This window comes from Fodinibius saliphilus, assembly GCF_005869845.1.
GTDB lineage: Bacteria > Bacteroidota > Rhodothermia > Balneolales > Balneolaceae > Fodinibius > Fodinibius saliphilus.
Map to the genome: position 1 here is coordinate 356051 of NZ_VAWF01000004.1, position 24322 is coordinate 380372.

General features: G+C 41.3%; 22 protein-coding genes and 1 tRNA gene. 9 read left to right on the forward strand and 14 right to left on the reverse strand.

Annotated elements, in window-relative coordinates:
- Positions 1-2727, forward strand: a complete 2727-nt coding sequence (locus tag FCN14_RS14490) for a putative LPS assembly protein LptD (RefSeq protein WP_138432005.1) — start codon at positions 1-3, stop codon at positions 2725-2727.
- On the opposite strand, the gene FCN14_RS14495 is transcribed toward FCN14_RS14490, so the two are convergent.
- The 6 genes from FCN14_RS14495 to FCN14_RS14520 form a co-directional block, all read right to left on the reverse strand.
- Entirely contained in the window at positions 2724-3317 is a 594-nt protein-coding gene (locus tag FCN14_RS14495; protein ID WP_138432006.1) for a riboflavin synthase, read from the reverse strand. The genes FCN14_RS14490 and FCN14_RS14495 overlap by 4 nt on opposite strands.
- A gap of 15 nt (positions 3318-3332) precedes the next feature.
- Positions 3333-4448, reverse strand: coding sequence for a bifunctional diaminohydroxyphosphoribosylaminopyrimidine deaminase/5-amino-6-(5-phosphoribosylamino)uracil reductase RibD (ribD, locus tag FCN14_RS14500; RefSeq protein ID WP_138432007.1), 1116 nt, complete (start codon positions 4446-4448; stop codon positions 3333-3335).
- 151 nt (positions 4449-4599) lie between these two features.
- Positions 4600-6375 (reverse strand): SurA N-terminal domain-containing protein, encoded by a 1776-nt coding sequence (locus FCN14_RS14505; RefSeq protein ID WP_138432008.1) that lies wholly within the window; start codon positions 6373-6375, stop codon positions 4600-4602.
- 167 nt (positions 6376-6542) lie between these two features.
- Positions 6543-7472 (reverse strand): MlaD family protein, encoded by a 930-nt coding sequence (locus FCN14_RS14510; protein WP_138432009.1) that lies wholly within the window; start codon positions 7470-7472, stop codon positions 6543-6545.
- An 11-nt stretch (positions 7473-7483) separates the two neighbouring features.
- A complete protein-coding gene (locus FCN14_RS14515) occupies positions 7484-8224 on the reverse strand; it encodes an ABC transporter ATP-binding protein (RefSeq protein ID WP_138432010.1) in 741 nt (246 codons plus the stop codon).
- A 15-nt stretch (positions 8225-8239) separates the two neighbouring features.
- On the reverse strand, positions 8240-8977 hold the full coding sequence (locus FCN14_RS14520) for an MlaE family ABC transporter permease (RefSeq protein ID WP_138432011.1): 738 nt from the start codon (positions 8975-8977) through the stop codon (positions 8240-8242).
- A 121-nt stretch (positions 8978-9098) separates the two neighbouring features.
- On the opposite strand from FCN14_RS14520, the gene FCN14_RS14525 reads away from it, so the two are divergent.
- Together FCN14_RS14525 and aroC are read left to right on the forward strand one after the other, a co-directional pair.
- Entirely contained in the window at positions 9099-10205 is a 1107-nt protein-coding gene (locus FCN14_RS14525; RefSeq protein ID WP_138432012.1) for a potassium channel family protein, read from the forward strand.
- Positions 10202-11380, forward strand: a complete 1179-nt coding sequence (aroC, locus tag FCN14_RS14530) for a chorismate synthase (protein ID WP_138432013.1) — start codon at positions 10202-10204, stop codon at positions 11378-11380. Before FCN14_RS14525 ends, aroC begins: the two co-directional genes overlap by 4 nt.
- A gap of 281 nt (positions 11381-11661) precedes the next feature.
- On the opposite strand, the gene FCN14_RS14535 is transcribed toward aroC, so the two are convergent.
- Complete coding sequence (locus tag FCN14_RS14535; protein WP_138432014.1) at positions 11662-13236, reverse strand: hypothetical protein; 1575 nt, start codon at positions 13234-13236, stop codon at positions 11662-11664.
- A gap of 31 nt (positions 13237-13267) precedes the next feature.
- Positions 13268-13672: a hypothetical protein gene (locus FCN14_RS14540; RefSeq protein ID WP_138432015.1), complete on the reverse strand. Its 405-nt coding sequence runs from the start codon at positions 13670-13672 to the stop codon at positions 13268-13270.
- Between the two features lie 496 nt (positions 13673-14168).
- Here FCN14_RS14540 and FCN14_RS14545 point away from each other — a divergent pair, with 496 nt between their 5' ends.
- The 4 genes from FCN14_RS14545 to FCN14_RS14560 all read left to right on the forward strand — a co-directional run bounded on the left by FCN14_RS14545 (position 14169) and on the right by FCN14_RS14560 (position 17218).
- A complete protein-coding gene (locus tag FCN14_RS14545; protein ID WP_138432016.1) occupies positions 14169-14516 on the forward strand; it encodes a tetratricopeptide repeat protein in 348 nt (115 codons plus the stop codon).
- On the forward strand, positions 14516-15637 hold the full coding sequence (locus FCN14_RS14550; protein WP_138432017.1) for a LysM peptidoglycan-binding domain-containing protein: 1122 nt from the start codon (positions 14516-14518) through the stop codon (positions 15635-15637). The genes FCN14_RS14545 and FCN14_RS14550 overlap by 1 nt, the downstream gene beginning before the upstream one ends.
- Complete coding sequence (locus tag FCN14_RS14555) at positions 15637-16365, forward strand: CPBP family intramembrane glutamic endopeptidase (RefSeq protein WP_138432018.1); 729 nt, start codon at positions 15637-15639, stop codon at positions 16363-16365. The genes FCN14_RS14550 and FCN14_RS14555 overlap by 1 nt, the downstream gene beginning before the upstream one ends.
- A 271-nt stretch (positions 16366-16636) precedes the next feature.
- The gene (locus FCN14_RS14560) at positions 16637-17218 is read left to right on the forward strand and encodes a sigma-70 family RNA polymerase sigma factor (RefSeq protein WP_138432019.1); all 582 of its coding nucleotides are present in this window, start codon (positions 16637-16639) and stop codon (positions 17216-17218) included.
- Between the two features lie 56 nt (positions 17219-17274).
- Here the strand turns inward: FCN14_RS14560 and FCN14_RS14565 are convergent, their stop codons facing one another.
- From FCN14_RS14565 to FCN14_RS14585, 5 genes are all read right to left on the reverse strand, one after another.
- Positions 17275-18585: an ATP-binding protein gene (locus tag FCN14_RS14565; protein WP_138432020.1), complete on the reverse strand. Its 1311-nt coding sequence runs from the start codon at positions 18583-18585 to the stop codon at positions 17275-17277.
- A 118-nt stretch (positions 18586-18703) separates the two neighbouring features.
- The gene (gene clpX, locus FCN14_RS14570; RefSeq protein ID WP_138432021.1) at positions 18704-19966 is read right to left on the reverse strand and encodes an ATP-dependent Clp protease ATP-binding subunit ClpX; all 1263 of its coding nucleotides are present in this window, start codon (positions 19964-19966) and stop codon (positions 18704-18706) included.
- 37 nt (positions 19967-20003) lie between these two features.
- On the reverse strand, positions 20004-20645 hold the full coding sequence (gene clpP / locus FCN14_RS14575; protein WP_138432087.1) for an ATP-dependent Clp endopeptidase proteolytic subunit ClpP: 642 nt from the start codon (positions 20643-20645) through the stop codon (positions 20004-20006).
- Between the two features lie 77 nt (positions 20646-20722).
- Positions 20723-22009, reverse strand: a complete 1287-nt coding sequence (gene tig / locus FCN14_RS14580) for a trigger factor (RefSeq protein ID WP_138432022.1) — start codon at positions 22007-22009, stop codon at positions 20723-20725.
- Between the two features lie 66 nt (positions 22010-22075).
- Positions 22076-22158 (reverse strand) — tRNA-Leu (locus tag FCN14_RS14585).
- A gap of 185 nt (positions 22159-22343) precedes the next feature.
- On the opposite strand from FCN14_RS14585, the gene cutA reads away from it, so the two are divergent.
- On the forward strand, positions 22344-22703 hold the full coding sequence (cutA, locus tag FCN14_RS14590; protein ID WP_138432023.1) for a divalent-cation tolerance protein CutA: 360 nt from the start codon (positions 22344-22346) through the stop codon (positions 22701-22703).
- Between the two features lie 102 nt (positions 22704-22805).
- Here cutA and FCN14_RS14595 read toward each other — a convergent pair whose 3' ends face one another.
- A complete protein-coding gene (locus FCN14_RS14595) occupies positions 22806-23462 on the reverse strand; it encodes a phosphoadenylyl-sulfate reductase (protein ID WP_138432024.1) in 657 nt (218 codons plus the stop codon).
- Between the two features lie 64 nt (positions 23463-23526).
- Here FCN14_RS14595 and FCN14_RS14600 point away from each other — a divergent pair, with 64 nt between their 5' ends.
- A complete protein-coding gene (locus tag FCN14_RS14600; RefSeq protein ID WP_138432025.1) occupies positions 23527-24282 on the forward strand; it encodes an enoyl-CoA hydratase/isomerase family protein in 756 nt (251 codons plus the stop codon).
- The last annotated feature ends 40 nt before the right edge of the window (positions 24283-24322 follow it).

The window sequence follows — 24322 nt, forward strand, 5'->3', positions numbered from 1 at the left end:
ATGAATAGAACTGCTACATACAGTGCTTTTTATTCGGCTTTGTTGCTGTTGCTACTATTAGGATTCTCCTCTTCATTGATAGCCCAGGTTAACCGCCCCCCTATACAAGAAAGACAAACGACTCAACCAGATACAACGAAGCAATCAGCACGTACGGGTAGTTCACAAGCTCAACAACAAGAGGGCCAAATTAACTTTGAAGCTAGCGACTCACTGGTTTTTAAAAATAAAAAAAACCGCATAGCCACACTCTATGGATCCTCATCGGTGGTGCACAATTCAGGTGAACTGCAGTCCGGCAAAATATCAATGAATCTAGACAGCTCTCTTGTAAGTGCTAATACGCAAACACCACAAGACACCCTTTCTCAGCCGGTATTAATTCGCGAAAATGATCGAGTACGGAGCAATAAAATAGATTTCAACTATAAAACTGAGAAAGGACGATTTGAAGTTGCTCGTGTTGAAGTGCAAGATGGTAACTTAATAGGTACAAAAGTTAAAAATACTGGCCGTCATGTGGTCTTCCTTGAAGATGCAATTTATTCCACATGCCAATTAGATCATCCCCACTATTACATCCAGGCAAAACGAATGAAAGTGGTAGATCGAGAAAAGATATTTTTTGAGCAAGCTCGTCTCTTTATTCTCGATATACCATACCCATTGGTATTTCCCTTTGGCTATCTGCCCGGAAAATTCGACAAAAAACAATCGGGCATTCTTGAACCCACGTATGCCTACCAAAACAGACAAAATCGGGGTATTGGGCTACAAAACCTAGGCTGGTTTCAATACTTTAATGATTACCTAACAGGACAAGCCTCCTTTGATATCTTTACTTCTGGTGATTTCTTTGTTGATAGCCGAGTACGGTACCGCATTCGAAATAAATTAAGTGGCAATGCCCAGATTGGATATTCACGAAATAACAGCGGCCTTGAGCCATCTGACCCAGACTTTAGTTCCAGAGTTGCTAAAGAAATTCAGATTAGTCATAACCAAGATTTTTCGCCCTATGCCAGCTTTAACTCCAGTATTCATCTGCGCACGGAAAACTTTAATAAAATAAATGCTAATGATCCTACTGCAATAGCAGAAACTGATGCCAGCTCTAGTATCAACTATAAATATAGACATCCCGAAAGTCTTTATTCACTAAATGCTTCTATTCGACAGAATCAAAACTTTGCTACTAATACGACAAACATTACCGGACCGGAGTTAAACTTCAGCTTAAAGCGACTTTCACCTTTTAAAAATGAAGAAACAACGGGAGATGAGGATAAATGGTATGAATCTATCTCCGTTAATTACAGCAATTCTTTTAATTCCAAATTCCGATACAACCCTATAGATGCCGATTCAGCCCGTTATAATTGGTTCGATGCCCTAAAAGCTCCTTCAATATATCGTGAAGCCACAGGGAAGTCTGATCACTACCGTTTTGGATTCAAACAAAATGCCGGTATAAGCATGAACCAGCTGTTGCCCAGTCGTTTTTTGAATACGAGCTTAAACTTTCGTTATAACGACTATTGGTATCCTACAACTACACGAAAAACCTTCAACAGTGATTCGGCTGAAGTGGTAGAACAACAAGTTCGAGGGCTTACATCAGCGCATGAATTCAATATGAGTCTCAATTTCTCGACACGAATTTATGGGTTAATGAATCTCAGATTGGGAAACCTCACAAGCTTCAGACATACCCTGAAACCTTCTATTGGGTTTAGCTACCAACCGGATTTTAGTAAAGATCTTTGGGGCTATTATAGAACAGTACAAACAGATACTGTAAGCCAACCCGGCCAACCCGTACCCACCCAACGGTATTCAATATTTGAAAATGAAATATTCGGAGGGCCCGGAAGAGGCGAACAACAACAGTTAAATTTCAGACTCGGAAATGTATTTGAAGCTAAATCTGTGAAGCGTGACTCTACCGGAGAAAAAAAGGAAAATGTAATTAGTCTTATAGACCAACTAGACTTTAGATCAAGCTATAATTTTGCAGCTGACAGCCTAAAACTATCGGATTTAAACTCTAGCCTCAGAGCAAAAATATTACCTGGCATGAATATTAATGCCAGTGCTAACTTTAATTTTTATAAACGCAATTCTGAAGGCCGTAAGATTGATAAGTTTCTTATCACCAACTCAAAAAAAATGCTTGAACTCACTCGATTTCAAGTTAGCACCAGTTATTCAGTGCAGCTCGGTGAGAAAGGGTTTCAGCCTAATAACAAACCGCATTATCCGGCTAACTACGACCCACTAAACCAAAGTATCTTCCGGCCTGTAGATCCCCATTTTAATACACAACCCATTCAGGATTTTAAGTCACCTTTTTCATTTTCAATTAACTTCAGTTATAACTGGCGTTTAAACCCTACGGGCAAAAACAATAAAAGCGCGACGATAAATGCCAGGAATATAAACTTAAAACTTACTCCCAAATGGGACTTTCGTACCCAAATAGGATATGACTTCGTTCGTAAGGAACTCACTCCTTCCCAATTTTCGTTAAACAGAAAGCTACATTGCTGGGACCTCTCTTTTACCATGAACCCTTTTGGAGAAAGAAAGTACTATTTCTTTTCCTTGCGAATTAATGCCAGTCGCCTGCAGGGCATCATCCAAAAGCTCCCGGGACTCAATAACCTTGAGAGGGGATCTCGTGGTACCGGTAGGTCACCACGCGGCTTTGGTGGTGGAAATTTTTAAGATTCGCGATTTTCGAGATACTTTAACACATATTTGCCAAGAATATCGAACTCCAGGTTTACCGTATCACCCACTTTTTTTGTGCACAGATTGGTATGTTCATAGGTGTAAGGAATTATCGCAACACGGAAACTATTTTCCTGCTCATTAGCGACTGTCAAGCTAATACCATCTATGGAAATACTTCCTCGTCCTACAATTAACCCCGAATGCTCTTGGGGATATTCAATAGTAAAAAGCCAATCGGTACCTTCTTTCTTAATATCTGTTACTGTACCCGTTGCATCTACATGCCCCTGTACTATATGACCATCCAATAATTGGTCGAGACGCAAGGATCGCTCCAGGTTAACCAATGACTCCTTTTCCAAGTCCCCAATATTAGTTTTTCGAAGCGTCTCTTCTACACTTTGCACTGTAAAAGATACGTTGTCACAGCCTGTTACCGTATGACAAACACCATTAATACAGATACTTTGATCAATATCCAGCTTATCCGCGAAATCAGCTACAATAGTGATCTCTTTGCCGCCATCCAGGTTCGTTACCTGTTTTACATTACCAACTGATTTTATTATTCCTGTAAACATATTGCTATCTGAAAATTAAAAATAACCGCTAAATAAGATATCATCACCGACCTGTTTCCACTCCACTTCCCGAAACTCCATTATCTCCGACATATGATTTATCCCCACGCCCAAAACTGATCTTGTGCCTCCCCCCAGCATTTTGGGAGCAATAAAACATTCAACTTTATCAACCAAGTTTTCACGAAGTAAAGCCGAAGCCAAACTCTGCCCTGCTTCTACTAAAATTGAGGTAATCGGTTGTTTCCCCAGTTCTTTTAAAGCATCAGCCAAATTGGTATGCCCATTTTTTTCATCTACCAGCAAAGTAGATCCACGAAAGTAGTCTGACTTTAACATATTAAGCATAGGATCAGCTTCTTCTCGGTACTTTTGCTCATTATGTGTAATTACAATTGTTTTTTCTTCATACTGATCGGTAAATAAATTTAGATCATCAGGCAATTCCAATGGTCCGTCAATCACTACTCGCTTAGGTTGCCGCCCTTCTACATGCCGAACCGTAAGCCGGGGGTTATCCAACAAGGCGGTATTTCTGCCAACCATTACGGCATCATACTTACTCCGCCATTTATGTACCAGAGCCCTTGAGTGCTGGCCGCTAATCCACTCAGAATCCCCATCCGGGGCGGCAATATACCCATCTAATGTTTGTGCAATCTTTAGCGCAACAAACGGTCGCCCCCATTTTTGGTGATGCAGAAAAAACTCATTCAACCTTTCTGCCTGCTCTTCCAATATACCAACCTTAACATCAATATCATGATCCCGGAGATATTCAATGCCTTTTCCTGCAACCTTGGGGGTGGGATCTTCCATAGCCACCACAACCCGACCTATCGGTAGCTCTGCTAATAACTCACAGCAGGGAGGAGTATTCCCATGATGGGCACAGGGCTCTAACGTTACATAAACAGTAGCTCCATCTAACAACTCTTTATTTGAAACTGAATTTACCGCATTTCTCTCGGCATGAGCCTGTCCATATTGCTCGTGGATACCCTGTGCTATTTTCTCCCCCTCTGCCGATACAATCACGCAACCGACCATGGGGTTGGGTGAGACGTAGCCCGCCCCCCTATCGGCAATTTCGAGGGCCAGACTCATCCATTTCTTATCTTCTTCGTTCATAATTTCATGAAAAATATAAATAAGGATTTAAACTATAACCATTACAAGGCCCTTAACTTAACAATCAAAAAAAGCTGTGAGGGAAACACTTAAAATACAAAAGGGCAAGAAGAATTCCTTCTTGCCCTCAAGATTAAAAACCGAATAGGATTTATCCTCGTAAAACCTGAGCCCTGTTATCTTCGATATCAGCTTCTTCTTTTAATTGCTCAATCCAGGTGCTCATAAATGCCGAACTCTTTTCACGCTGAAGTTGACGGCGGATCTGCTGGCGAGCAGAAGATGTCAAATTTGAAACATCAGCTTCACGAAGCTTATCAATCTTGACGATAAAAGCCGCACTTTTCCCTTCGATAGCAGAAGAACGCTCACCTTCCTCAAGACCAAAAACCATACCAATTACTCTTGGTTCTCGCCCTGCTCCGGGAATAGTACTAGCATCTTGTGTAAGAGACTGTGCCGTAGCAAGTTCTTTACCTGCCGCTTCTGCCAAGGCGCTCATACTTTCATTTTCTGATGCCAGCTTATCGGCCCGGTCCAACATAACTTGCTTACGCTTGTTATTTTCAACAAGGGTCTGAATCTGATTTTTCACCTCTTCAAAAGGTCGCGTACCGGGAGGGGTAATTTCAGATACTTTCAGAACCACAAACTGCCCTGCCAATTCGATTGTATTAGAAATATCTCCTTCCTCCGCATTTTCCAGGAAATTCATAATTTGGCGACTTTGGCCAATACCGGAAATAAAGTTATTTCCTTTTGTAGCAAAAGCCTCCTTAACGTTCAGAGAACGACGTTCAACCTCTGTCTCAAACCCTTCCTGTTCTGCGAAAAAACTGAAGTCATCTGCTTTTTCTGCTCGTTTATCAATAGTAGCAATAGGATCTGCAGTAATATCCTGGCTAAAAACAACAAAGCGAACTTCATCTGATGTTTCTTCCAGCTTTTTCAACAAATACAAGCGACCACCATCTTTAATAAGATCAGTCACTCCCCCCTCATCAACCTGAATAACGGGCCGAAAGAGTTCTCGAACATCTTCCTTAGGAACAAGTTCTGCACTGTATTCCGTGGTCGATTGATATCGGTTTAAGAATAAAGAGTCATTCTCTGCTTTAGCAAAATCTGACTTTAGTTGCTTCATATCCCTAATTGTACGGGCTGTATCCTGTGCCGTAGGTTTTTTGTCAAAAGAAATATATTTAAAACGATAAGACTCTTTACGTTTATATTTATCAGAATTCGAATTATAATATTCCCGCATTTCGTCTTCAGTAACCGCAACTTCGCTCTCTGTGGCCTCTGCATAGGGGAACCGAACAAAAGAAATATCTGTCGAGGTATTACGTCGAATATATTCTTGCTCAACTTCGTAATCACTTACTTCCATTGAGGACTGCAGGTAGTTTGTCATCTTCTGCTGACGACGTTTTTGGCGCATCTGCTGCTCAATTTGAATCCAAACCTGCTTATTCTCCGGAGATTCAATAGCATTTTGAAGGGCAACACGATCAATAGTACCATCTTCTCTAGCAAACTGTTTGCGAATAAAGGGATCAGGATTAGGTCCGGTAATCATATCAACGACCTCTTGGTCCGTAACTTTTATTCCCAAAGCATCCATCTTTTGCTGAATCAGCTTCCCTGTCACAAGTTCATTCCAAACCTGCTCCTGGTACTGAGCACGTACTTCCGGAGTCATGGAATTGCCACTTTGCTGGTTGTACTGCCGAGTATAATACTGCATTCGGTTATTATACTCCTCAAGTGAAATTGTTTCACCATTAACAGCGCCAAGCGATCGTGGACCACGCTGTAGCACGCTAAAAAAGTCGGTGTCCTGCAACATCCAAAGTATACCGAATGAGAAAATAAGCACCCATAGAATAACTCCGGTACCTTTCCTCATTTTTTCCATTACACCCATATATAAATCCTCTTATCTACGTCTTAATTGGTTCAAAAAAATATTGGCAGAATAAACCACCTATTTATAAGCTTCCAAATATACAAGAAGCCTTTGCTAAGAGCAATTTCACTGCTTCAGAAACTTACTGTTGATCAATCTTGCTCGAACTGTACGATTCTCTACGGTTAAAATACCTCAATAAGCCGCATATGCTTGAGATATTTTCTGGGATTTTCGTTGATATTTTTTATCAATAAATCCATCTCGCCCGACATCGACTCCAAGTTATTGTAGAGAGTAGAATCATTAACGAGCTTACCCAAACTGCCTTCCCCATTATTAATCTTGGTCAATATTTGATTAAGCTGGCTATTGGTCTTCTGGAGATCTGTACTCAAACGTTCCAGCTCTTCCAATGAATTCTCAAATCCGATCATTACCGAATCTACCCGAGACTTATTGCGCATACTTACCGTATCCACATTCGCCAAAAAGTTACTCGCATGCCCGATACTGGACTCCAAATCTTCTTTCTTACGCTCAAAAAGAGAAGCCATATCGTTCGTCGTACTGCGTAGATCTTCTATTACTTTGTCTACCTTGCCTTGATTTTCTTTGTCCACAATTTTGTTCAACTGTTCAAGTAACTCATTCAACTTTCCAAAGGACTCAGAAACATCTTCACTAAGTTGCTCACCTTCCTCTTTTAATGTTTCCATCATACCGGTATTATAAACGCCCTTCAGGGTATCTCCATACTTCAAGTTTTTTGGTGAATTTCCTCGCTCCACCACAATTGCTTTTTCATTAAGCAGACCGGAAGATTCCAGATGAGCTACTGAATTTTCAGGAATTCCTACATCCAGATCAAAACTCATTGTCACCTTTACGCTGTCATTATTCGCCAGCTGCAATTTTTTTACGGACCCTACTTTTACCCCATTGATATAGATATAATTACCGGGTGAAAGTCCATCCGTACGATCAAAATATGAGTGTACTACCTTAGACTGGCGAAGCAGGGGAAGGTCACTCATTATACGATAGCCGATAAAGCCAAAAACTATGGCAGCTAATATTGTTAGTGCTACTTTTAATTCATTACTTATTTTCAAAATATCTCCTGTTAATTTCTTATTTGATACTCACTGGCAGTTACAAAACTTATAACATCTTCGCTGTCACTGTTTCGTAATTCTTCAACAGTTCCATACCAGGCAAGACGTTGGTTTTCTAAAAATGCCACTTTTGTTGCAATTTTAAGAACGCTATGTATATCGTGTGTTACTACAATAGATGTAATATTTAAATTTTTTGACATAGAAATGATGAGCTGATTTATCTCCTCAGAAGTTTTAGGATCAAGACCTGAAGTAGGCTCATCATATATTAAAAAGTCGGGCTGTAAAATTGTAGCTCGTGCAAGAGCCACTCGGCGCCGCATCCCACCAGAAAGCTCAGCCGGCGATTTTTCACTAGTTCCCGCCAGATTTACCATTCCCAGGGCTTCCATCACTTTATCAGTTATTTCCTCTTCGTTAAGTTCGGTAAAATAACGAAGTGGGAAAGCGATATTTTCGAAGGTATTCAGGGAATCAAATAAGGCCGACCCCTGAAATAGCACCCCAAATCGCTGGCGCATCTTTCTCAACGCTATATATTCGAGATCAAACACATTTCTGCCATCAATAATAACTTCTCCAGAATCGGGGTACATAAGAGCATTTAAGTGCTTTACCAGCACCGACTTACCACACCCGGACCGCCCAATGATAGCAACCGTTTCTCCATCCTCTATAGAAAAAGAAACGTCTTTCCAGACGAGGTTTGAACCGAAACTTTTTGTGAGATTACGTATCTCTATCATTCTTCCTTACTAAAATTATAAAAATACCGCAGCCAATACGAAATCAGCTAATAGTACATATATACAGCTTAAAACTGTAGCTTGGGTTGTGCTGTTTCCTACACCTTCAGCTCCTCCGCTTGCATAGTATCCCTTGAAACAAGAGATAGAAGTTATAACATATCCAAAAACAAAGGCTTTGAGAAGACCAAAGGTAACATCCCAAGGATAAAACAGGGCACGCGCCCCCTCTACATACTCGGCAGGTGTAACTGCTCCTGACATGAAACCGGCTACTAACCCCCCTAAAATACCTGATATACTTGCAAAAATATATAACATAGGAAACATAATAAGTCCTGACAATACACGGGGTAGAACTAAAAAAGAGACCGAGTTAAACCCCATCGATTCAAGGGCATCTATCTGCTCGCTCACTCGCATAGTTCCCAGCTCGGTTGCAATACGGGCCCCCACTTTACCGGCCAGCACCAAACTGGTTATTACTGCTGCCAACTCAATAAGCAGTGATTCGGCAGTTATAGATCCAATAAACGATTTTGAGATAAATGCTGAATCCAGCTGGTATGCTGTTTGTATCGTCATCACTGCGCCGGTAAAAATACCCGTCAATAGTACAATTGGCACAGATTCGTAGCCTATTTTAAGTAGCTCGTGAACTAAGTTCTTTTTATATGTATTAAATTCATACAACGAGCGTAGCGACCGATATAACAGCAGACTGTATCTTCCTAGTTTTTCAAGTGCTTCCATAAATAACATTTTACTAAAATAACGCTTGGAAACTATTAAATTTCCACGTAGTTGTCATTTCGTGCGCTTTATTTTTTCAACTATATTACATCCATCTTAAATTCCGGCGATTACAAACTCTATGCAAGGATTTTACAACAATATTATTGATAATATTATAGCCCGAAGAATCGCTATAGCCACAACCATCTTGGTTATTGTTTTTATCGTAGGCTCGCTCGGGTATCATTTTGTTGAAGGGATGGCCTTTTTTGATGGATTTTACATGACCTTTATCACTATTACCACCATCGGTTTCTCTGAAGTTACGCAGATGTCTTCAGCCGGCCGTATATTAACGATGGTTGTATTTGTAATGGGTATTGGTGTTATCTCATATATTGCATCACAAACTACACAGCTGATCTTTGAAAGCGAAATATTCAAAAAACGAGCTATGAAGAAACAACTCGAAAAAATGGAGCAACACTATATTGTCGCTGGATACGGGCGCATTGGTCACCGTATCGCTGAAGTTTTAAAAGAAGCAGACATCCCTATTGTTGTTATCGAAAACCGTGAAAGCAGTATTGAACGTATACAAGATGACCAACTGCTTTATGTTGAAGGAGATGCCCAAGATGAATCTGTCTTACGAGAAGCAGGTATTAACAGAGCCAAAGGACTAGTATGTGCACTCTCCCGTGATCAAGATAATGTTTTTGTTACCCTTATCGCCCGCGAGATCAATGACGATATCTTTATTCTCGTACGAACAAATGAACATCAAAACACAAAAAAAATCCTGCGAGCAGGAGCTAATAAAGTAATTTCGCCCTATGAAATCGGGGCCGACCGAATGGCAAATGTTATTCTTCGTCCTCATGTTGACCAATTTATGGATCGTCTTCGGAAAAATCCGGAGCAAGATCACATTTTTGATGAAGTTAAAATTTTTGACGGCTCTCCCCTCGCCGGTAAAACGCTGGCAGAAGCAGAAATTAGACAAAAATATTTTGTGGTAATTATTGCAATTATCCCAGAGGGTAAAGATAACATCCATTTTAACCCCGGAAGTAACGACAAAATTAATATTGGAGACTCGCTGATTGTACTCGGTGATATTGATCGCATTAAACACCTCCGTGAACAAGGATGTAAAGATTTTCGCACGCTCGAAGAACGTGTATCCAAGCACGACTTTATGAAACATATTAACCCACATCAAAGTAATACCCAATCTGCATGATACGATATTTAACAGCCGGTGAATCACACGGGCCACAATTAACTGGCATTTCAGAAGGCGTTCCGGCAGGGCTCCCTATAACAGAAGACGAAATAGCATTACACCTTGCCCGTCGCCAAAAAGGTTACGGACGCGGCGGCCGTATGGCGTTCGAAAAAGATCGGGCTACCTTTCTCTCCGGCGTTCGTTTTGGAAAAACCACCGGGGCCCCTATTGCAATGAGCATCCCTAATCGGGCCCATGAAAAAGATGATTCAAACTGGCCCAAAGTACTTAACAAAGAAGGCGACGGCAGTGATGTAGAAGCCATTACCGTACCGCGTCCCGGACACGCCGACCTTACGGGAGTGCAGAAGTACCGGTATGATGATATTCGACCCGCTATTGAGCGCTCCAGTGCTCGCGAAACTGCTATGCGAGTAGCGTGTTGCTCTATTGCTCGCCAATTCCTCAAGCATTTTGGAATCGAAATAGGCGGACATGTAACAAGGATCGGAAGTGTAGGCTACGAAAATTCCTGGGAAGATGTTCGGAAACGGGTAGATCCCATGCTGGACGATGGAGCCGAAACGGTATTTGAAGAAGCCGACCAATCGCCTGTTCGTTGCCTGGATGAGGGGCTCACCCAGCAGATGCGCGATCTTATAATAAAACGTCGCAAAGAGGGAAGTTCACTGGGCGGCCACTGGGAAGTAATTGTTACCGGACTACCCGCAGGGCTTGGTAGCTTTGTACACTGGGACCGTAAGCTGGATGGAAAAATTGCACAAGCCATTATGGGTACCCAGGCAATGAAAGGAGTGGAGATTGGACAAGGCTTTGAATCGGGCCGTCGCCACGGGCAGGAGGTTCACGATGAAATTATCTATAAGGACGATGACTTTAAGCGCCGCACCAATCGCATGGGCGGTATTGAGGGAGGAATCTCCACGGGTATGCCCTTAATTGTGCGCGGTGTTATGAAACCGATACCCACCATGCTCACCCCCATTGATACGGTTGATTTCAAATCTAAGGAAAAGAAAGATACTCGTTATGAGCGATCAGACGTCTGTGCCCTGCCTCGTGCCATCGTTGTAGTCGAAAGTGTTATTGCTACAGTGTTGGCCAATGCGTTCCTGGAAAAGTTCGGCGGCGACTCGATCGAAGAAATTGAGGAGCGCTATAAAAAGTAATTTCTTTCCCCGGTGTTATTTGGATACCAGGAATATCGATTATTGGATTACTATGTGCCAAAAGACCAACGACTGCCCTAACCTCCCCTTGAGGGGAGTACCACAAAGCGGGAAGGGTGTCTAATTTCCTAATAAACAATTAGGGAATTTAAGTACAAAAAGACGAAAGAAAAAGGGCAAATAGACTACTTCATTTAATTTTTTAACAAAGAATTAACACTGTGCAATTATATTTGCTCAATCTAAACATCATAAAAAAATCGGGATGATTAATGCATTAATCACTTAATTAACTGCATTTTAAGTTCTTCAATGAACTGCTCCCCAGATTCCCCATTCAGGAATAAATAATGTAGCTTCCCCTCGGAATCTCTCCTCCGGGTCACAAGTTGTTGATGATATAAGGAACCCGGCGAAGTATTGCCATAGGTATTGGGCGGAGCAGTTCCCTCTCCCACAGAAGTCCTTGGTATTGCGATCTCTACTAACCGAGAATTTCGTTTAGAGCCCGGGCCTTTAAGCTCTGGCAGATCACGAATATATGCGAACTTTTTTCCAACAACAGGGTCACCATAGGCTGAACTCCAGCTCAATAACATCGAGGATTTCATGGCGTTTTTATTACCGTCATCAATAGGGGGCGTATTTCCGTCAGGTGTAGCAATATTAGCATGCCACTTTAACGGAGCCAGAAATTTTGAATAGCGGAATGGATCTATCCCATCCCCATGCGGGGGATCATTTAATAAATTATTAGCCCTGACAACATGCCAAAAAGGAATCACTCTCCGTAAAGCTATATCAAAATAGTACGATCCTTCGGCCCAAAAAGGCTTCCCGCCATCTGTTTGATACCACCAATAGTTATAACGTTTATCTCCACTATCGGTATAATGAAATGCCGTTGATTTCATAGCCCGATCGAAAATAGAATCAAGATCATGGAACTCCATATCATCGTCATCAATAATGGGCGTAAACGGACCATTAAAGCCCAGGGCAACATAGCCCGTGGCTACAAATGATATTAACGGCCAATTACCAGCCTGAATCTCATGCATCTGTACTCCCGCCGAATAGGGATCATCCCAAATTGTTGGCAAGTTACCATTAGAATCTTGCCACAGAATTTTCAGTTCACTGTATATATAGTCATTCCACCATTGCTTGTCTGACTGGTTTAATAACAACCCAAGATTTCCACCCAGATCTTCATAGGCATTTTCCAGGGCCAGATAAAGGTCCCAGGCCCGGGCCACTTTCATCAGTGAGTTAGAACGCTTAAAGGCATTGCCCTTCGAGACGTCACGGACGTAATTCCCACGATTGTGTAAGGCAGTGATGAAATCAATCAGGACTTCAGAATGCGAGGGCATGTTAACAAACAAATCCTTGAGAGAAGATGTGAATATGTTTGGTTCCCCATTATCTCCATCATTCTCTTCAATTATTAAAGTCATAAGAGCTACAAATGCCATTGACTCCAAAACAGCGCTATTATATTCTGCATTGGCTGTTGTAAATACTTTCAATCCATCATCATGTAACCCAATTATTTTCCTAAAGGGTTTTGTAACTGTTAAATCTCTTGCTTGTTCAATTCCATAAGCTTTTTCAAGTACCTGTTTAACTCCAAATGTAGTAGAACTATAGTGATGCTGATAGGAATCGTTCTTGGTATTATCAAAGCCCCGCATTGACAGGGCTGGTCGGGGGATATCAAATTGATCACTGGTAAACCGGGTATTCTTTCGGTTATCCGGCAAGTTCCATGTTTGCCCAAAGGCTAACTTAGCTCCCATTAAAGAATACAAGCATAGAAATAGTACCACCAATACATTGCGCCAACGTAGCATAATTGTTCCTCTCTTTTTGTTAATTTGTTATTTAATCAACTTGTTTAACAGGTATATCTATTAATTTTGTTACTGCAACAGAATCTTCTGAACCGTTATCTACTCGGACATCTCCCCCCACAATTGTTACCTCCCCTGCTTCCAAATATTCAAATCCACTTGCTTTCCATCTAATTTTCGGACCGGTGATAGTACCATTAATGGGTATTAATCGTTCTTCGTCTAAGCTCCAATAAAATTTAAACCGCTCATCCAAGCTGTCCTCTATTACACAATGAATCAACACCGTATCCCCCACGGCAGCGGTATCGGGCGTCAATCGTATCTCCAGGATTTCAGTCTGGGGAATGGGTTCCGGGTCCGGCCCGGTGCCACAATTGGCCACCAGAAATAATACTAACATGGCAAGAAGCAGATTGCTTAGGTCTCTTTTCATAGCTGTAAGTATTGATTGGTGATTAAGTACCAAGTAACAAAATTGCAATGTAACAAAGAAACAGAGACCACTGATGACCGACAACCGCCTCTTTGCCCTAAGGGAGTAGCCGGCACAACCTTTTACCATCGACCCTGTGATTGACTATTTAGGTGATTTTATCACAAAATATGCAATGCAATTAGTACCTTATTGGTAACCCTTGGCAGAGAACAAAAAACGAGCATCCAAACCCTCATTTCTTAATTTTAAATTTTTAATTCAACCACCTATCCTATCGACTGGTTAAAATTTAAAGGTGTCGTAAGTGCCACTACCTTAAAACTCAAAAAAATACCGGCATATCTTTTCATCCTTATAGTTTATAAATTCAACGTACATCATTAGTTTCTCTAAAGAGAGTTGAATCTCTTTGCATCTGAGGCACGTATATTTTTTGTGGCCTCTTGATGAAACATAGAATACCATCCCAAGCTATACGTTAGCGTAACTGGTTATGAGTGAAGACAATAAATCCAAGATCAAACAGCTGGCAAGGCAAATAAAGAACAATCCCGGTGATTCGTTTTCAAAATTTGCCCTGGCCCTGGAATTTCGCAAAAACGGAGAATTTAAAAAGGCACGAATTCTTTTCGAGGATATTTTGAGCAGCGACCCGGAGTATGTCGGAGTTTATTACCATCTTGGGAAGCTATATGAAGCCTTAGATCGACTAAAAGATGCCAAAAAACTTTATACGAAAGGAATTGATATTGCGCAGAAGCAAAATAAAGGGCGTACAAAAACAGAATTAAAAGAAGCGCTGAGCCAAGTAGAAATCGAAATTGAACAACGAACAACTTAATGACCAAGCAACAAACTGTTTTCGTAAAATCCATTATCCCACTTTTGGCATTACTTCTGATGGTAACGATGGTATCTTTGGCCCAGAGCACAACACATACCGTTAAGAAAGGTGAAACTCTGTTTAGTATTGCCCAAAAGTATGGAGTAGAAATCCCACAGCTTAAAAAGTGGAACGACATAACGGCCGAAAATCTATCGGTCGGACAATCGCTGGTTATTCGCTCTACCAATACCGATAACAAAGATAAAACTACCCATACTGTAGAAGAGCAAGAGACGTTATTTTCGATCTCTAAATCCTATAATGTGAGTATTGCAGAGATAAAATCTTGGAATGACTTATCATCAAATAATTTATCAGTAGGGCAAAAACTGGTCATCTATCCGAGTAAAGAACAAGGCAATATCCAACAATCCATAGTTGCAGAAGACAATACTCAACAAAACACTTATTACACTGTTAAAAGTGGAGACTCACTTTATCGTATTGCCCAAGCTCATAACATGACGATTACTGAGCTTAAGGAACTTAACGATCTCTCTTCTAATACGATCCGTATTGGTCAAAAACTAACAGTAAGAGGCCAAGGCGATGACACTACACCCTCGATAGCCTCCAAAGCGAACTCCTCTCCACAGGGTAAATTTATTTCTCATGAAATTTCCGGCAGTTCACAACCCCTTGATGTGTTACTCAAAAAATTTCAGATGACTGAAACAGAGTTTCGCGCACTTAATCCCGGTGTTGAAGGCACCACTTTATATCCCGGCCAAAACCTTACTGTTTTAGCCCCCCCTTCAAAAAAGTATCAAAATCCGTATCTCAATGATTCGAATATGCAAAGCCTGGGGACCACTCCCGTTTCTAAATACAGCGAAAAAGAAAAGGCAACTCCTACCACCAATGGTGAGCTCTACAATCCTGCAGCCCTGACAGCTGCACATTCAAATATCTCACTGGGGTCGGTCGTCTATATTGAAAATCCCAACAATAATAAGGGAGTTTTTGTACGTATTAATGATCGCAACTCCGGCAATACGCTCAAACTATCTTCTACTGCCTGGCAGCTCCTAGAATTTAGCAGCAGTGAACCAACGGTAACGATCTATCAAAATTAATGACTAATACCACAAAAAGTATTCGGAATTATTTTTCTACTACTCACTCATTGTTGTACAGCTACCTGATTAGCTTGCCTCTGCTGTTGGCCTATGAAGTGCTTATTTTTATTGCTCAGCCTAATTCCGAACAAGTGGTACGCATCTCTGTTGATGTATGGGTTAAAACCCTGTTCTCTTATATTGGCCAAGACGTACTTTCCATAACCCTCATATTTGTAGCTTTATTAGGGATCTATGTACTCTACAGTGAAAGAGAACAACTCTCATCCTTGAAGTTACGTTACTTTGGTGGCATGATCTTCGAATCATCGGTATATGCCTTTATTCTCGGCCTCATGCTTACGGTTACGGTAAGCAACTTGCTACAGATGCTGCAAACTTCGCCTATTGAAAGCCTTTCAATGCTACAACAGTTTGCGCTATCATTGGGGGCTGGATTGTATGAAGAACTTTTCTTTCGCGTAATTCTGGTATCTGCACTGCTCTACATTTTTAAAAGATTTTTTTCTAACAAATATATCTCTTTTGGATCTGCAATTATATTTGCGGCACTTATTTTTAGCCTTGTGCACTATATAGGAGTCATGGGCGATCCATTCACTATGGGATCATTCCTATTTCGATTTCTCTTTGGACTAGCACTCAATGCAATTTACATTTGGCGTGGGTTTGGAGTTGCAGCATGGACTCATGCTATTTATGATATCATGGTTATTATCTACTAGGAACGTTGTAGATATTGCACAACCAGTTACTATTTTCTTGGTAAGAAAAAGAATTCAAAAACCATCAGTATATATAAAACCATATATTAGCTTTTTACGTATTAAATTATGACTATATAGGTCATCTAGTAAAACGATTAACCTTTTAATCTTATAATTGATATACTATAAGTGTAAAAATGTAGAAAGGAATTAGGGATGTCTTAAAAGTGTACCATTATTTCGTGCGACTGCGCTAATAGGATCTTTCAATAAACCGTTATCCATCGGGATGGCTAAACTAACAAAAGAGGAAATCCAAAAGCAGGAAGATTTCGAAGAAGAAATCATTCCGCACTTGGATGCCATGTATAATTTTGCATTGCGCCTTACATCGGATCCCAGCGATGCTGAAGATCTGGTGCAGGATACTATTGTCAAAGCATTTCGCTTCTTTAGCAGTTATGAAAAAGGGACCAATGCTAAAGCCTGGCTGTTTCGAATCCTGAAAAATTCATACATCAATAACTATCGCAAAAAGTCGAAGCAACCGAGCCAGGTTGACTACGACGAAGTAGCCACTTTTTATGAAACAATAAGGGCCGAACGTACCGACACTTCGGACCTGGAAGACAAAATGTTCCGGGATCTTATTGATGATGATATCTCCAATGCCTTGGAGGAACTACCTGAAGATTTCCGAACTGTGGTCTTATTGTGTGATATCGAAGATTTCACGTATGAAGAGATTGCCAATATGCTTGATGTACCCATCGGTACCATACGTTCTCGCTTGCACCGGGGACGAAACTTGCTTAAAGACCAGCTGGTTGAATATGCTGAAAAACGCGGCTACCAACCTGATCCGGAATAACCCTTTCTGAAAATAGAGATCGAAACTAGGAGTCTGTTAGCTAAGTTTGACGCCCCCTAAGTACTTTGCAGTTCCTGCTTATTTTCACCAGGATCACTTGATAATATTATCCGAATACTTGTTCCACTCCCCAACTCAGACTCATACAGTACTAGCTTCCCACGGTGGTAATCTTCAATTATACGTTGTGTAAGGCTCAATCCTAACCCCCAGCCTCTCTTTTTCGTGCTATAGCCGGGTTTGAAAATTTCGCTGTGATACTTTTTTTCAATACCCACTCCAGTATCTTTCACATCAATATACACCTCATCACCAACCCTTTTTAGTATTATTGACACCTGTGATTTTGCTGCTTTTGAATGAATTGCATCCATCGCATTCTTGACTAGGTTTTCCATCGCCCACTGAAACAAATCAGGATTTACCTTTGCCTGTACGCTTTCATCCAGTTTACGATAGACATCTACATTTTTTTTCAACTGGGGCAATCGTTGTTCCATATAATCTAGAACCTCTCTCAAAATGGGAGCTAATTTATGACGCTTAAGTTCGGGCTCCGAACCAATTTTATTAAAACGTTCAGCCACTCCCCGCAATCTGGAAATATCATTATCCAACTCACTACATATCCGCTGGGTAAACGCATCATCTTTTTTTTCTTCTCTCAATAGTTCTACCCAACCATATAAACTCGATAAGGGGGTTCCCAGTTGGTGGGCAGCTTCTTTGGTCATACCTACCCATAAGTTAGACTGCTCTGATTTTGTTATAGTGCGATAGCTGACAAAACCGATCCCTAGCAGAAGTGCTAGCAAGCTAAATTGGATATAGGGAAAATAGCGAAGATAACGCACAGTAGGACTTTCCCCATAGTACACATATTGAACCTGCGAATACTGTTGGTTGCCCAACGTTATTTTTATGGGATCATGCATAGCGCCATACCGCTCAATCAGATCTTTACTCAAGGGTTCATCAACATGATAGGCCGCAATAATTTCTCCCTGCTCATCTACAATAATTCGGGGAACGTAAAACCGATCTTCACTAATCACAATTTCCTGTGTCACAAACGTTTGTGACGCCCGATCAGCCTCTGCCTCTTCAATAATCGCAGCGATACTGTCCGGAACAGCATCATGCTGGCGTAAGTATCGAGAAACTTCTAACAAGTTTCGGCTAATCTGTTCCTGGGTGGGATTGCTTGTATACTCTATTGCCTCTGCCCAAAGTTCAATACCCGATCGCTCTTGGGTTAGGATACGATCAACCAGGTATTTATTGTATGCAAACGAGCCAATACCCAGTAGTATCAAAAGCCCGATAAGAGCAATATTTATCCTATTTGATGTGAGTCGAATTTTCATACTTCCCCTTTTGGACCGTCAAAAAGATCTAAATATATAGTAAACCACCCGACATTTTACAAAATAAAAAAGGCATCACCGAATGATGATGCCTTTAAAAGATTTTTTCTTTTAGTCTTTATGCCGAAGCTTTGCGCTTTTCATATACCGGAGGTGCACCATCTTCGATAGTCTCGCGGGTCACCACACACCGCTCTATATTATCCATTGATGGGAGGGTAAACATAATCTCAAGCATGGAATCTTCCATAATGGAACGGAGACCACGAGCACCGGTTTTGCGTTTCATTGCTCTTTCAACGATAACTTCGAGCGCTTCTTCTTCAAAAATTAGCTCAACCCCCTCCATCTTAAACAGCTTTTTATACTGCTTGGTAAGGGCATTCTTAGGCTTAACCAAGATCTCAATCATTGCATCTTTTGAAAGCTGATGCAATCCGGATATAACCGGTAACCGACCAATCAATTCCGGAATTAACCCATAACGCTGAAGATCCTGCGCTTCAACATGGGTAAAGATATCCGGATCTTCTTTATCAAAAGTTACCTGCTCTTCGGTATGGAAGCCTAGAGAACTTACAGAAAGACGCTTTGCAATTATCTCTTCAAGTCCGCTAAAAGCACCACCACAGATAAACAAAATTTCTGAGGTATCAACCTGAATAAAGCTCTGCTCGGGATGTTTGCGACCACCTTTGGGAGGAATATTTGCCGTAGTACCTTCCAGAATCTTTAATAATGCCTGCTGTACTCCTTCTCCAGAGACATCACGTGTTATTGAAGGGTTATCACTCTTACGAGCCACTTTGTCCACCTCATCGATATATACAATCCCACGTTTAGCCTGCTCAACATCATAATCAGCTGACTGCAACAGGCTTGATAGAATGCTTTCAACATCTTCACCAACATAACCGGCCTCAGTCAATACTGTGGCATCGGCGATGGTAAATGGCACGTCAATAATATTTGCCATTGTTTTAGCCAGCAGGGTTTTTCCACAGCCGGTAGGTCCCAGCAGAACAATATTACTCTTTTCTACTTCTGTATCACCAAACTCTTCACTGAGCTCAGAACTTATGCGCTTATAGTGATTATAAACAGCAACAGACAAGGTCTTTTTTGCCCCTTCCTGGCCAATCACATACTCATCCAGGCGTGACTTTATTTCAGCAGGCTTCAGTAATGGCTGATAATTCTTTTCTCGCTGCTCTGACATGGATGCCAAATCGCTTTTAACGATCCCAGAAGCATCTGCTACGCACCGATCGCAAATATATACGTCATTAGGACCGGCAACCATGCTATTCACTTCATGGCTCGATCGACCACAAAACGAACAGTGTATTGTTTTATCGCTATTGTTTTCTTGGTCGCTCATTATACTTTGCCTACACCTTCTATACTAATTTGGTTTACTATTCTTTGTCTTTCTTCTTGGCATTCTCCATGATGTTATCAACCAAACCGTAATCTTTTGCCTCTTGCGAGGTTAACCACTTGTTTCGATCTGAATCTTCCATCACTGTCTCAACATCTTTTCCACTGTGTTCAGCCAAAATCTCGGAGAGGAGCTGCTTAATTCGCAGAATTTCTTGTGCCTCAATTTCGATATCACTGGCCTGCCCTTGCACACCGCCCAAAGGCTGGTGAATCATTACACGAGCGTTAGGAAGTAAATTACGCTTGCCAGCCTCTCCACCGGCTAATAACACTGCTCCCATAGATGCCGCCATCCCTACGCAGGTAGTAACTACATCGCAACTTACATACTGCATAGTATCATAAATTGCCAAACCGGCAGAAACAACGCCACCGGGACTGTTAATATAGATATTAATATCTTTTTCAGGATCTTCTGCCTGTAAATATAGTATCTGGGCAACAATCGAACTAGCTACTGCATCATTAATAGGGGTACCCAAAAAGATAATCCTATCTTTAAGCAAGCGCGAGTAGATATCAAAAGCGCGTTCCCCACGCTCTGTCTTTTCAACGACCATCGGAACCAAGTTGTTATTCTGGATCCGAGATGTTTCACCATTTCCAATGTTTGGCATTTCGTAAAGTGGTTGCTTATCCATAGACTGCTGTAATAATTATCTGAAATTTAATTCACTTCTTCAGAGCCAAAAATTTAGGCTTTTATCTTCTCGTCATGCTTTTCTTGATATTCTTCTTTATCAATTTCGTTGACATGAACCTCATCTCTCAACTTATCAAATACTTTTTGCTCACGTATGCTTTTTCTTAAGCTCTCGAGCTGTTGCGGATTCTGTGCAAACATGTTGCGCATCTGATCAACGCTTATGCCATAACGAGCCGCTTCGCCTTCTAAGTGCTCATCTATATCTTCGGGTTTTATCTCGATATCATCAAATTTTTCTTGCAATTTTTCATTCAAGAAAAACCACATCGCATCACGCGTTGCCCGCTCTTGCATATTCTCCTTGTACTCTTCTTCATCAAAACCGGGAGGCAGCTGCCCCTGAGACTGCTGCTTAACACGCTCTACATACTGGTTCAATATTTGACTTTCAAATACATCCGGTACCTCAAAGTCATGTTCTTCAACAAGACCATCGATAATATCGTTCTTGAAAAGATCATCTGCTGACTGGTCGTAATAGTCCTGTATTTGGCTCTTTACTAAGCTTTTGTACTCATCAACATTTTTCGCTTCTCCGTTACTTTGCTCCTTGGCAAACTGGTCAGTAAGCTCAGCTTTATGTGGCTTCTCAACCTTTTTAACGACTAGCTGAAAGTTGTGTGTATGATCGTCGTGACCAATCTCAACATCTACTTCATCTCCCTTCTTTCGGCCAAGAAGATCATCACGAAACTCATTAGACTCTTCTTTACTGAGGTCAATAACCTCTTCGGCTTTGTTTTCTTCGTCAAGCTCTCCATCCTCATCAACAGGGATAGCATCTACCGTGACCCGGTAATCATCCTGAATCTCTTCTTCAACCTCTTCCCAGTTGCCGGCCTGTTGTAGCTGACGATCTATCTCTTCTTCAACCTCTTCGTCTGTAACATCATGTACAAGACGATCAACTTCAATCGACTCGAGGTCAGTCAATTCAAAATCAGGACGTGCCCCAATTTTAAATTTGGCTTCGAGCTCATCATTTTCCCAACTGAGTTCCAGCATCTGGCTTTCGCCAACAGGCTCATGCTCGGGTACAACCTTTTCCTCGAAAATTTCTTGAACAAAATTACTAATCTCTTCCGACTCAATTTCATCCCCAAAACGCTTCTTGATAATCTTTATCGGCACTTTACCGGGGCGAAATCCGGGCATATTTATTTGCCCACGATACTTCTTGTAGGCTTCCTTAAATTTCGGCTCTAAATCTTCGCGCACAGCCGATATTACAATTTCTTTATCAACGGAGGTGATATCATTTACAGTTATTTCCACAGAACTACTCCAAAAAGGTATTTAAGTTAGAACGGTAAGAATGACATTATTCATTTTGAACAAGTGTACGAGAGGGGGGACTCGAACCCCCACGCCTAAAAGGCACTAGATCCTAAATCTAGCGCGTCTACCAATTCCGCCACTCTCGCAAGTATTAGAACCGTGTAGCACAAATTTATCACTACACGATTTTAGGTGGCGGGAAAAATACGGTTTTTTTCTCCTGATATCAACTATTGAGAAGGAAATACTATTTAGAAAAAGCCTGTGAGTCATTTAAGCATTTTTTGTAGTTTCCAATGTACTCTAAAAACCCAAACCACAACAGCCTTTCATGTTCTATAATCTCCGCCTTGCCTATATTACTACTAAAGACAAAGAAGAAGCCAGGTCAATTGGTCGAACATTGGTAGAAGAAAAGCTGGCAGCCTGCGTAAATATTGTTGATGGTATGGAAGCTATCTACCGATGGGAAGGGGAAGTTGTTGAAGACTCAGAAACCATCCTTATCGCAAAAACCCCTTACCACAATGTCAAAGAACTGACCACCCGGGTAAAAGAGCTTCACAGTTACGAATGTCCATGCATTATCTCTCTGCAACTGACTGAACAGGAAGGTAATGACGATTACCAACAATGGCTGATAAAAAACTCGAAGCGCCAAACCATCAACTATGAAATTGATGACATTTAAAACATTACCTCTGTAATCTGAGTTTAGAAATATGCTATAGCTTTCTCTTCCTCCCTTCTGAGAGAGAAAACTATAGTAGAGATACAAACGATTTCTTCTTGGCTATTTGTGGAGACCGCATTCGGTCTTTGCGCTATCACTCCATCGGCCACTTCTACCTGCCCCTGCTACGGTACAGTGTGTACAGCCTATAGATTCATATCCCTTATCTTTAAGCGGATGCTGAGGCAGGCTATGTGATTCCATATATTCTTCCACCAATGAGCTATTCCAGTCTATCAGCGGATAAAACTTTATGATTTCCCCCTCTTCGTCTACAATCTCCAAGTCACTTCTATTTTTATTTTGGAAACCAATAAGCCCAGACATCCAAACTTTATATTTTAACTTCACGCGATCAAGAGGCTCCACTTTATTAATATAACAACAGTGATCGGGATCCTGAGACCAAAGCTGTTTCTTGCCAGTCATGGAGTGGTCAGCTGGGTCTGGCCGCAAATCGATCACATTGAGGTCTAATAATCGTGATAGGCGCTTTTTATAGAGAATAGTCTCCTTAAAGTGATAACCCGTATCGATAAAATAAATCGGGCAGTTAGGCCTGACACGACTCACAATATGAAGCAACACCGCTGAGGTTGTACCAAATGATGAAGTTACTAATACATCCCCAAATGAATTAAAGACCTGTGCGACCCGTGCATCAACTATTTTTGCCGATAGTGATTTATTTATCTTTTCTTTATTTACGAGATACATATAGATTCATATTGATTAAAACGATATATCAGAATAGTACTTCTAAACAAAGCACAACCTAACAGTGAGCGTCCTAAAAGTCGAACAAAATAGACATATTTGTCAAGTAATAATTAATCGCCCCTCTTCCCATAACGCAATTAACTATGCCGTGATGGATAAATTAGAGCAATTACTTGACGAATTGGAAACCGATAATGACATTCGCTGCCTTATTTTCACCGGCGAAGGCAGGGATTCTTTCATTTCGGGGGGAGATCTCAAAGAGTTCCATACTATTAAAACAGCCGAAGAAGCCAAACCGATGGCAAAGCGTATGCTCTCAATCCTCAAGCGAATTGAACAACTCCCTTGCTGGACCATTGCCGCAATAAACGCGGCAGCATACGGAGGCGGCTGTGAAATGATGCTTGCCTTTGATTTCCGTATCGCATCAGAAGATGCCACCTTTGGTTTTACACAGGGCAAGTTCTATCTACCGCCCGGTTGGGGAGGTTTAACACGGTTGGTAGAGAAAGTAGGACGTTCTACTGCACTGCGATGGCTCGCCGAAGCTAAAATAATTGATACAGAGACCGCTCTGCGCCATAAACTCATTGATCGCAATGCACCTGCAAATAAGTTAGAAAAAGATGCTTTTGAATGGGCACAACAGATGAGTAGAAATGACCGGACCTTTATCAATAATCTTAAAAAGGGAGCTATGCGTATTACTGAAGCACGCTGGAGAGCCATCGATGCTGAACTGGATACTTTTGCCGAATTCTGGGAGAGCGACCTACATGAGCAGCGCGTAGAAAAATTTCTGCAGCGGAAATAGAACTAAGGATACAAAATCCCCGACACTTTCAAAGTAACGG

Excerpts from the sequence above, each read along its gene's own strand:
- FCN14_RS14560 (WP_138432019.1), top strand. The coding sequence starts at position 16,637 with ATGGCTAAACTAACAAAAGAGGAAATCCAAAAGCAGGAAGATTTCGAA.
- FCN14_RS14505 (WP_138432008.1), bottom strand. The coding sequence starts at position 6,375 with ATGGGTGTAATGGAAAAAATGAGGAAAGGTACCGGAGTTATTCTATGG.
- FCN14_RS14565 (WP_138432020.1), bottom strand. The coding sequence starts at position 18,585 with ATGAAAATTCGACTCACATCAAATAGGATAAATATTGCTCTTATCGGG.
- FCN14_RS14495 (WP_138432006.1), bottom strand. The coding sequence starts at position 3,317 with ATGTTTACAGGAATAATAAAATCAGTTGGTAATGTAAAACAGGTAACG.
- FCN14_RS14540 (WP_138432015.1), bottom strand. The coding sequence starts at position 13,672 with ATGAAAAGAGACCTAAGCAATCTGCTTCTTGCCATGTTAGTATTATTT.
- ribD (WP_138432007.1), bottom strand. The coding sequence starts at position 4,448 with ATGAACGAAGAAGATAAGAAATGGATGAGTCTGGCCCTCGAAATTGCC.
- FCN14_RS14520 (WP_138432011.1), bottom strand. The coding sequence starts at position 8,977 with ATGGAAGCACTTGAAAAACTAGGAAGATACAGTCTGCTGTTATATCGG.
- FCN14_RS14515 (WP_138432010.1), bottom strand. The coding sequence starts at position 8,224 with ATGATAGAGATACGTAATCTCACAAAAAGTTTCGGTTCAAACCTCGTC.
- FCN14_RS14535 (WP_138432014.1), bottom strand. The coding sequence starts at position 13,236 with ATGCTACGTTGGCGCAATGTATTGGTGGTACTATTTCTATGCTTGTAT.
- FCN14_RS14545 (WP_138432016.1), top strand. The coding sequence starts at position 14,169 with ATGAGTGAAGACAATAAATCCAAGATCAAACAGCTGGCAAGGCAAATA.
- FCN14_RS14525 (WP_138432012.1), top strand. The coding sequence starts at position 9,099 with ATGCAAGGATTTTACAACAATATTATTGATAATATTATAGCCCGAAGA.
- FCN14_RS14550 (WP_138432017.1), top strand. The coding sequence starts at position 14,516 with ATGACCAAGCAACAAACTGTTTTCGTAAAATCCATTATCCCACTTTTG.
- FCN14_RS14490 (WP_138432005.1), top strand. The coding sequence starts at position 1 with ATGAATAGAACTGCTACATACAGTGCTTTTTATTCGGCTTTGTTGCTG.
- aroC (WP_138432013.1), top strand. The coding sequence starts at position 10,202 with ATGATACGATATTTAACAGCCGGTGAATCACACGGGCCACAATTAACT.
- FCN14_RS14595 (WP_138432024.1), bottom strand. The coding sequence starts at position 23,462 with ATGTATCTCGTAAATAAAGAAAAGATAAATAAATCACTATCGGCAAAA.
- FCN14_RS14555 (WP_138432018.1), top strand. The coding sequence starts at position 15,637 with ATGACTAATACCACAAAAAGTATTCGGAATTATTTTTCTACTACTCAC.
- clpX (WP_138432021.1), bottom strand. The coding sequence starts at position 19,966 with ATGAGCGACCAAGAAAACAATAGCGATAAAACAATACACTGTTCGTTT.
- cutA (WP_138432023.1), top strand. The coding sequence starts at position 22,344 with ATGTTCTATAATCTCCGCCTTGCCTATATTACTACTAAAGACAAAGAA.
- clpP (WP_138432087.1), bottom strand. The coding sequence starts at position 20,645 with ATGCCAAACATTGGAAATGGTGAAACATCTCGGATCCAGAATAACAAC.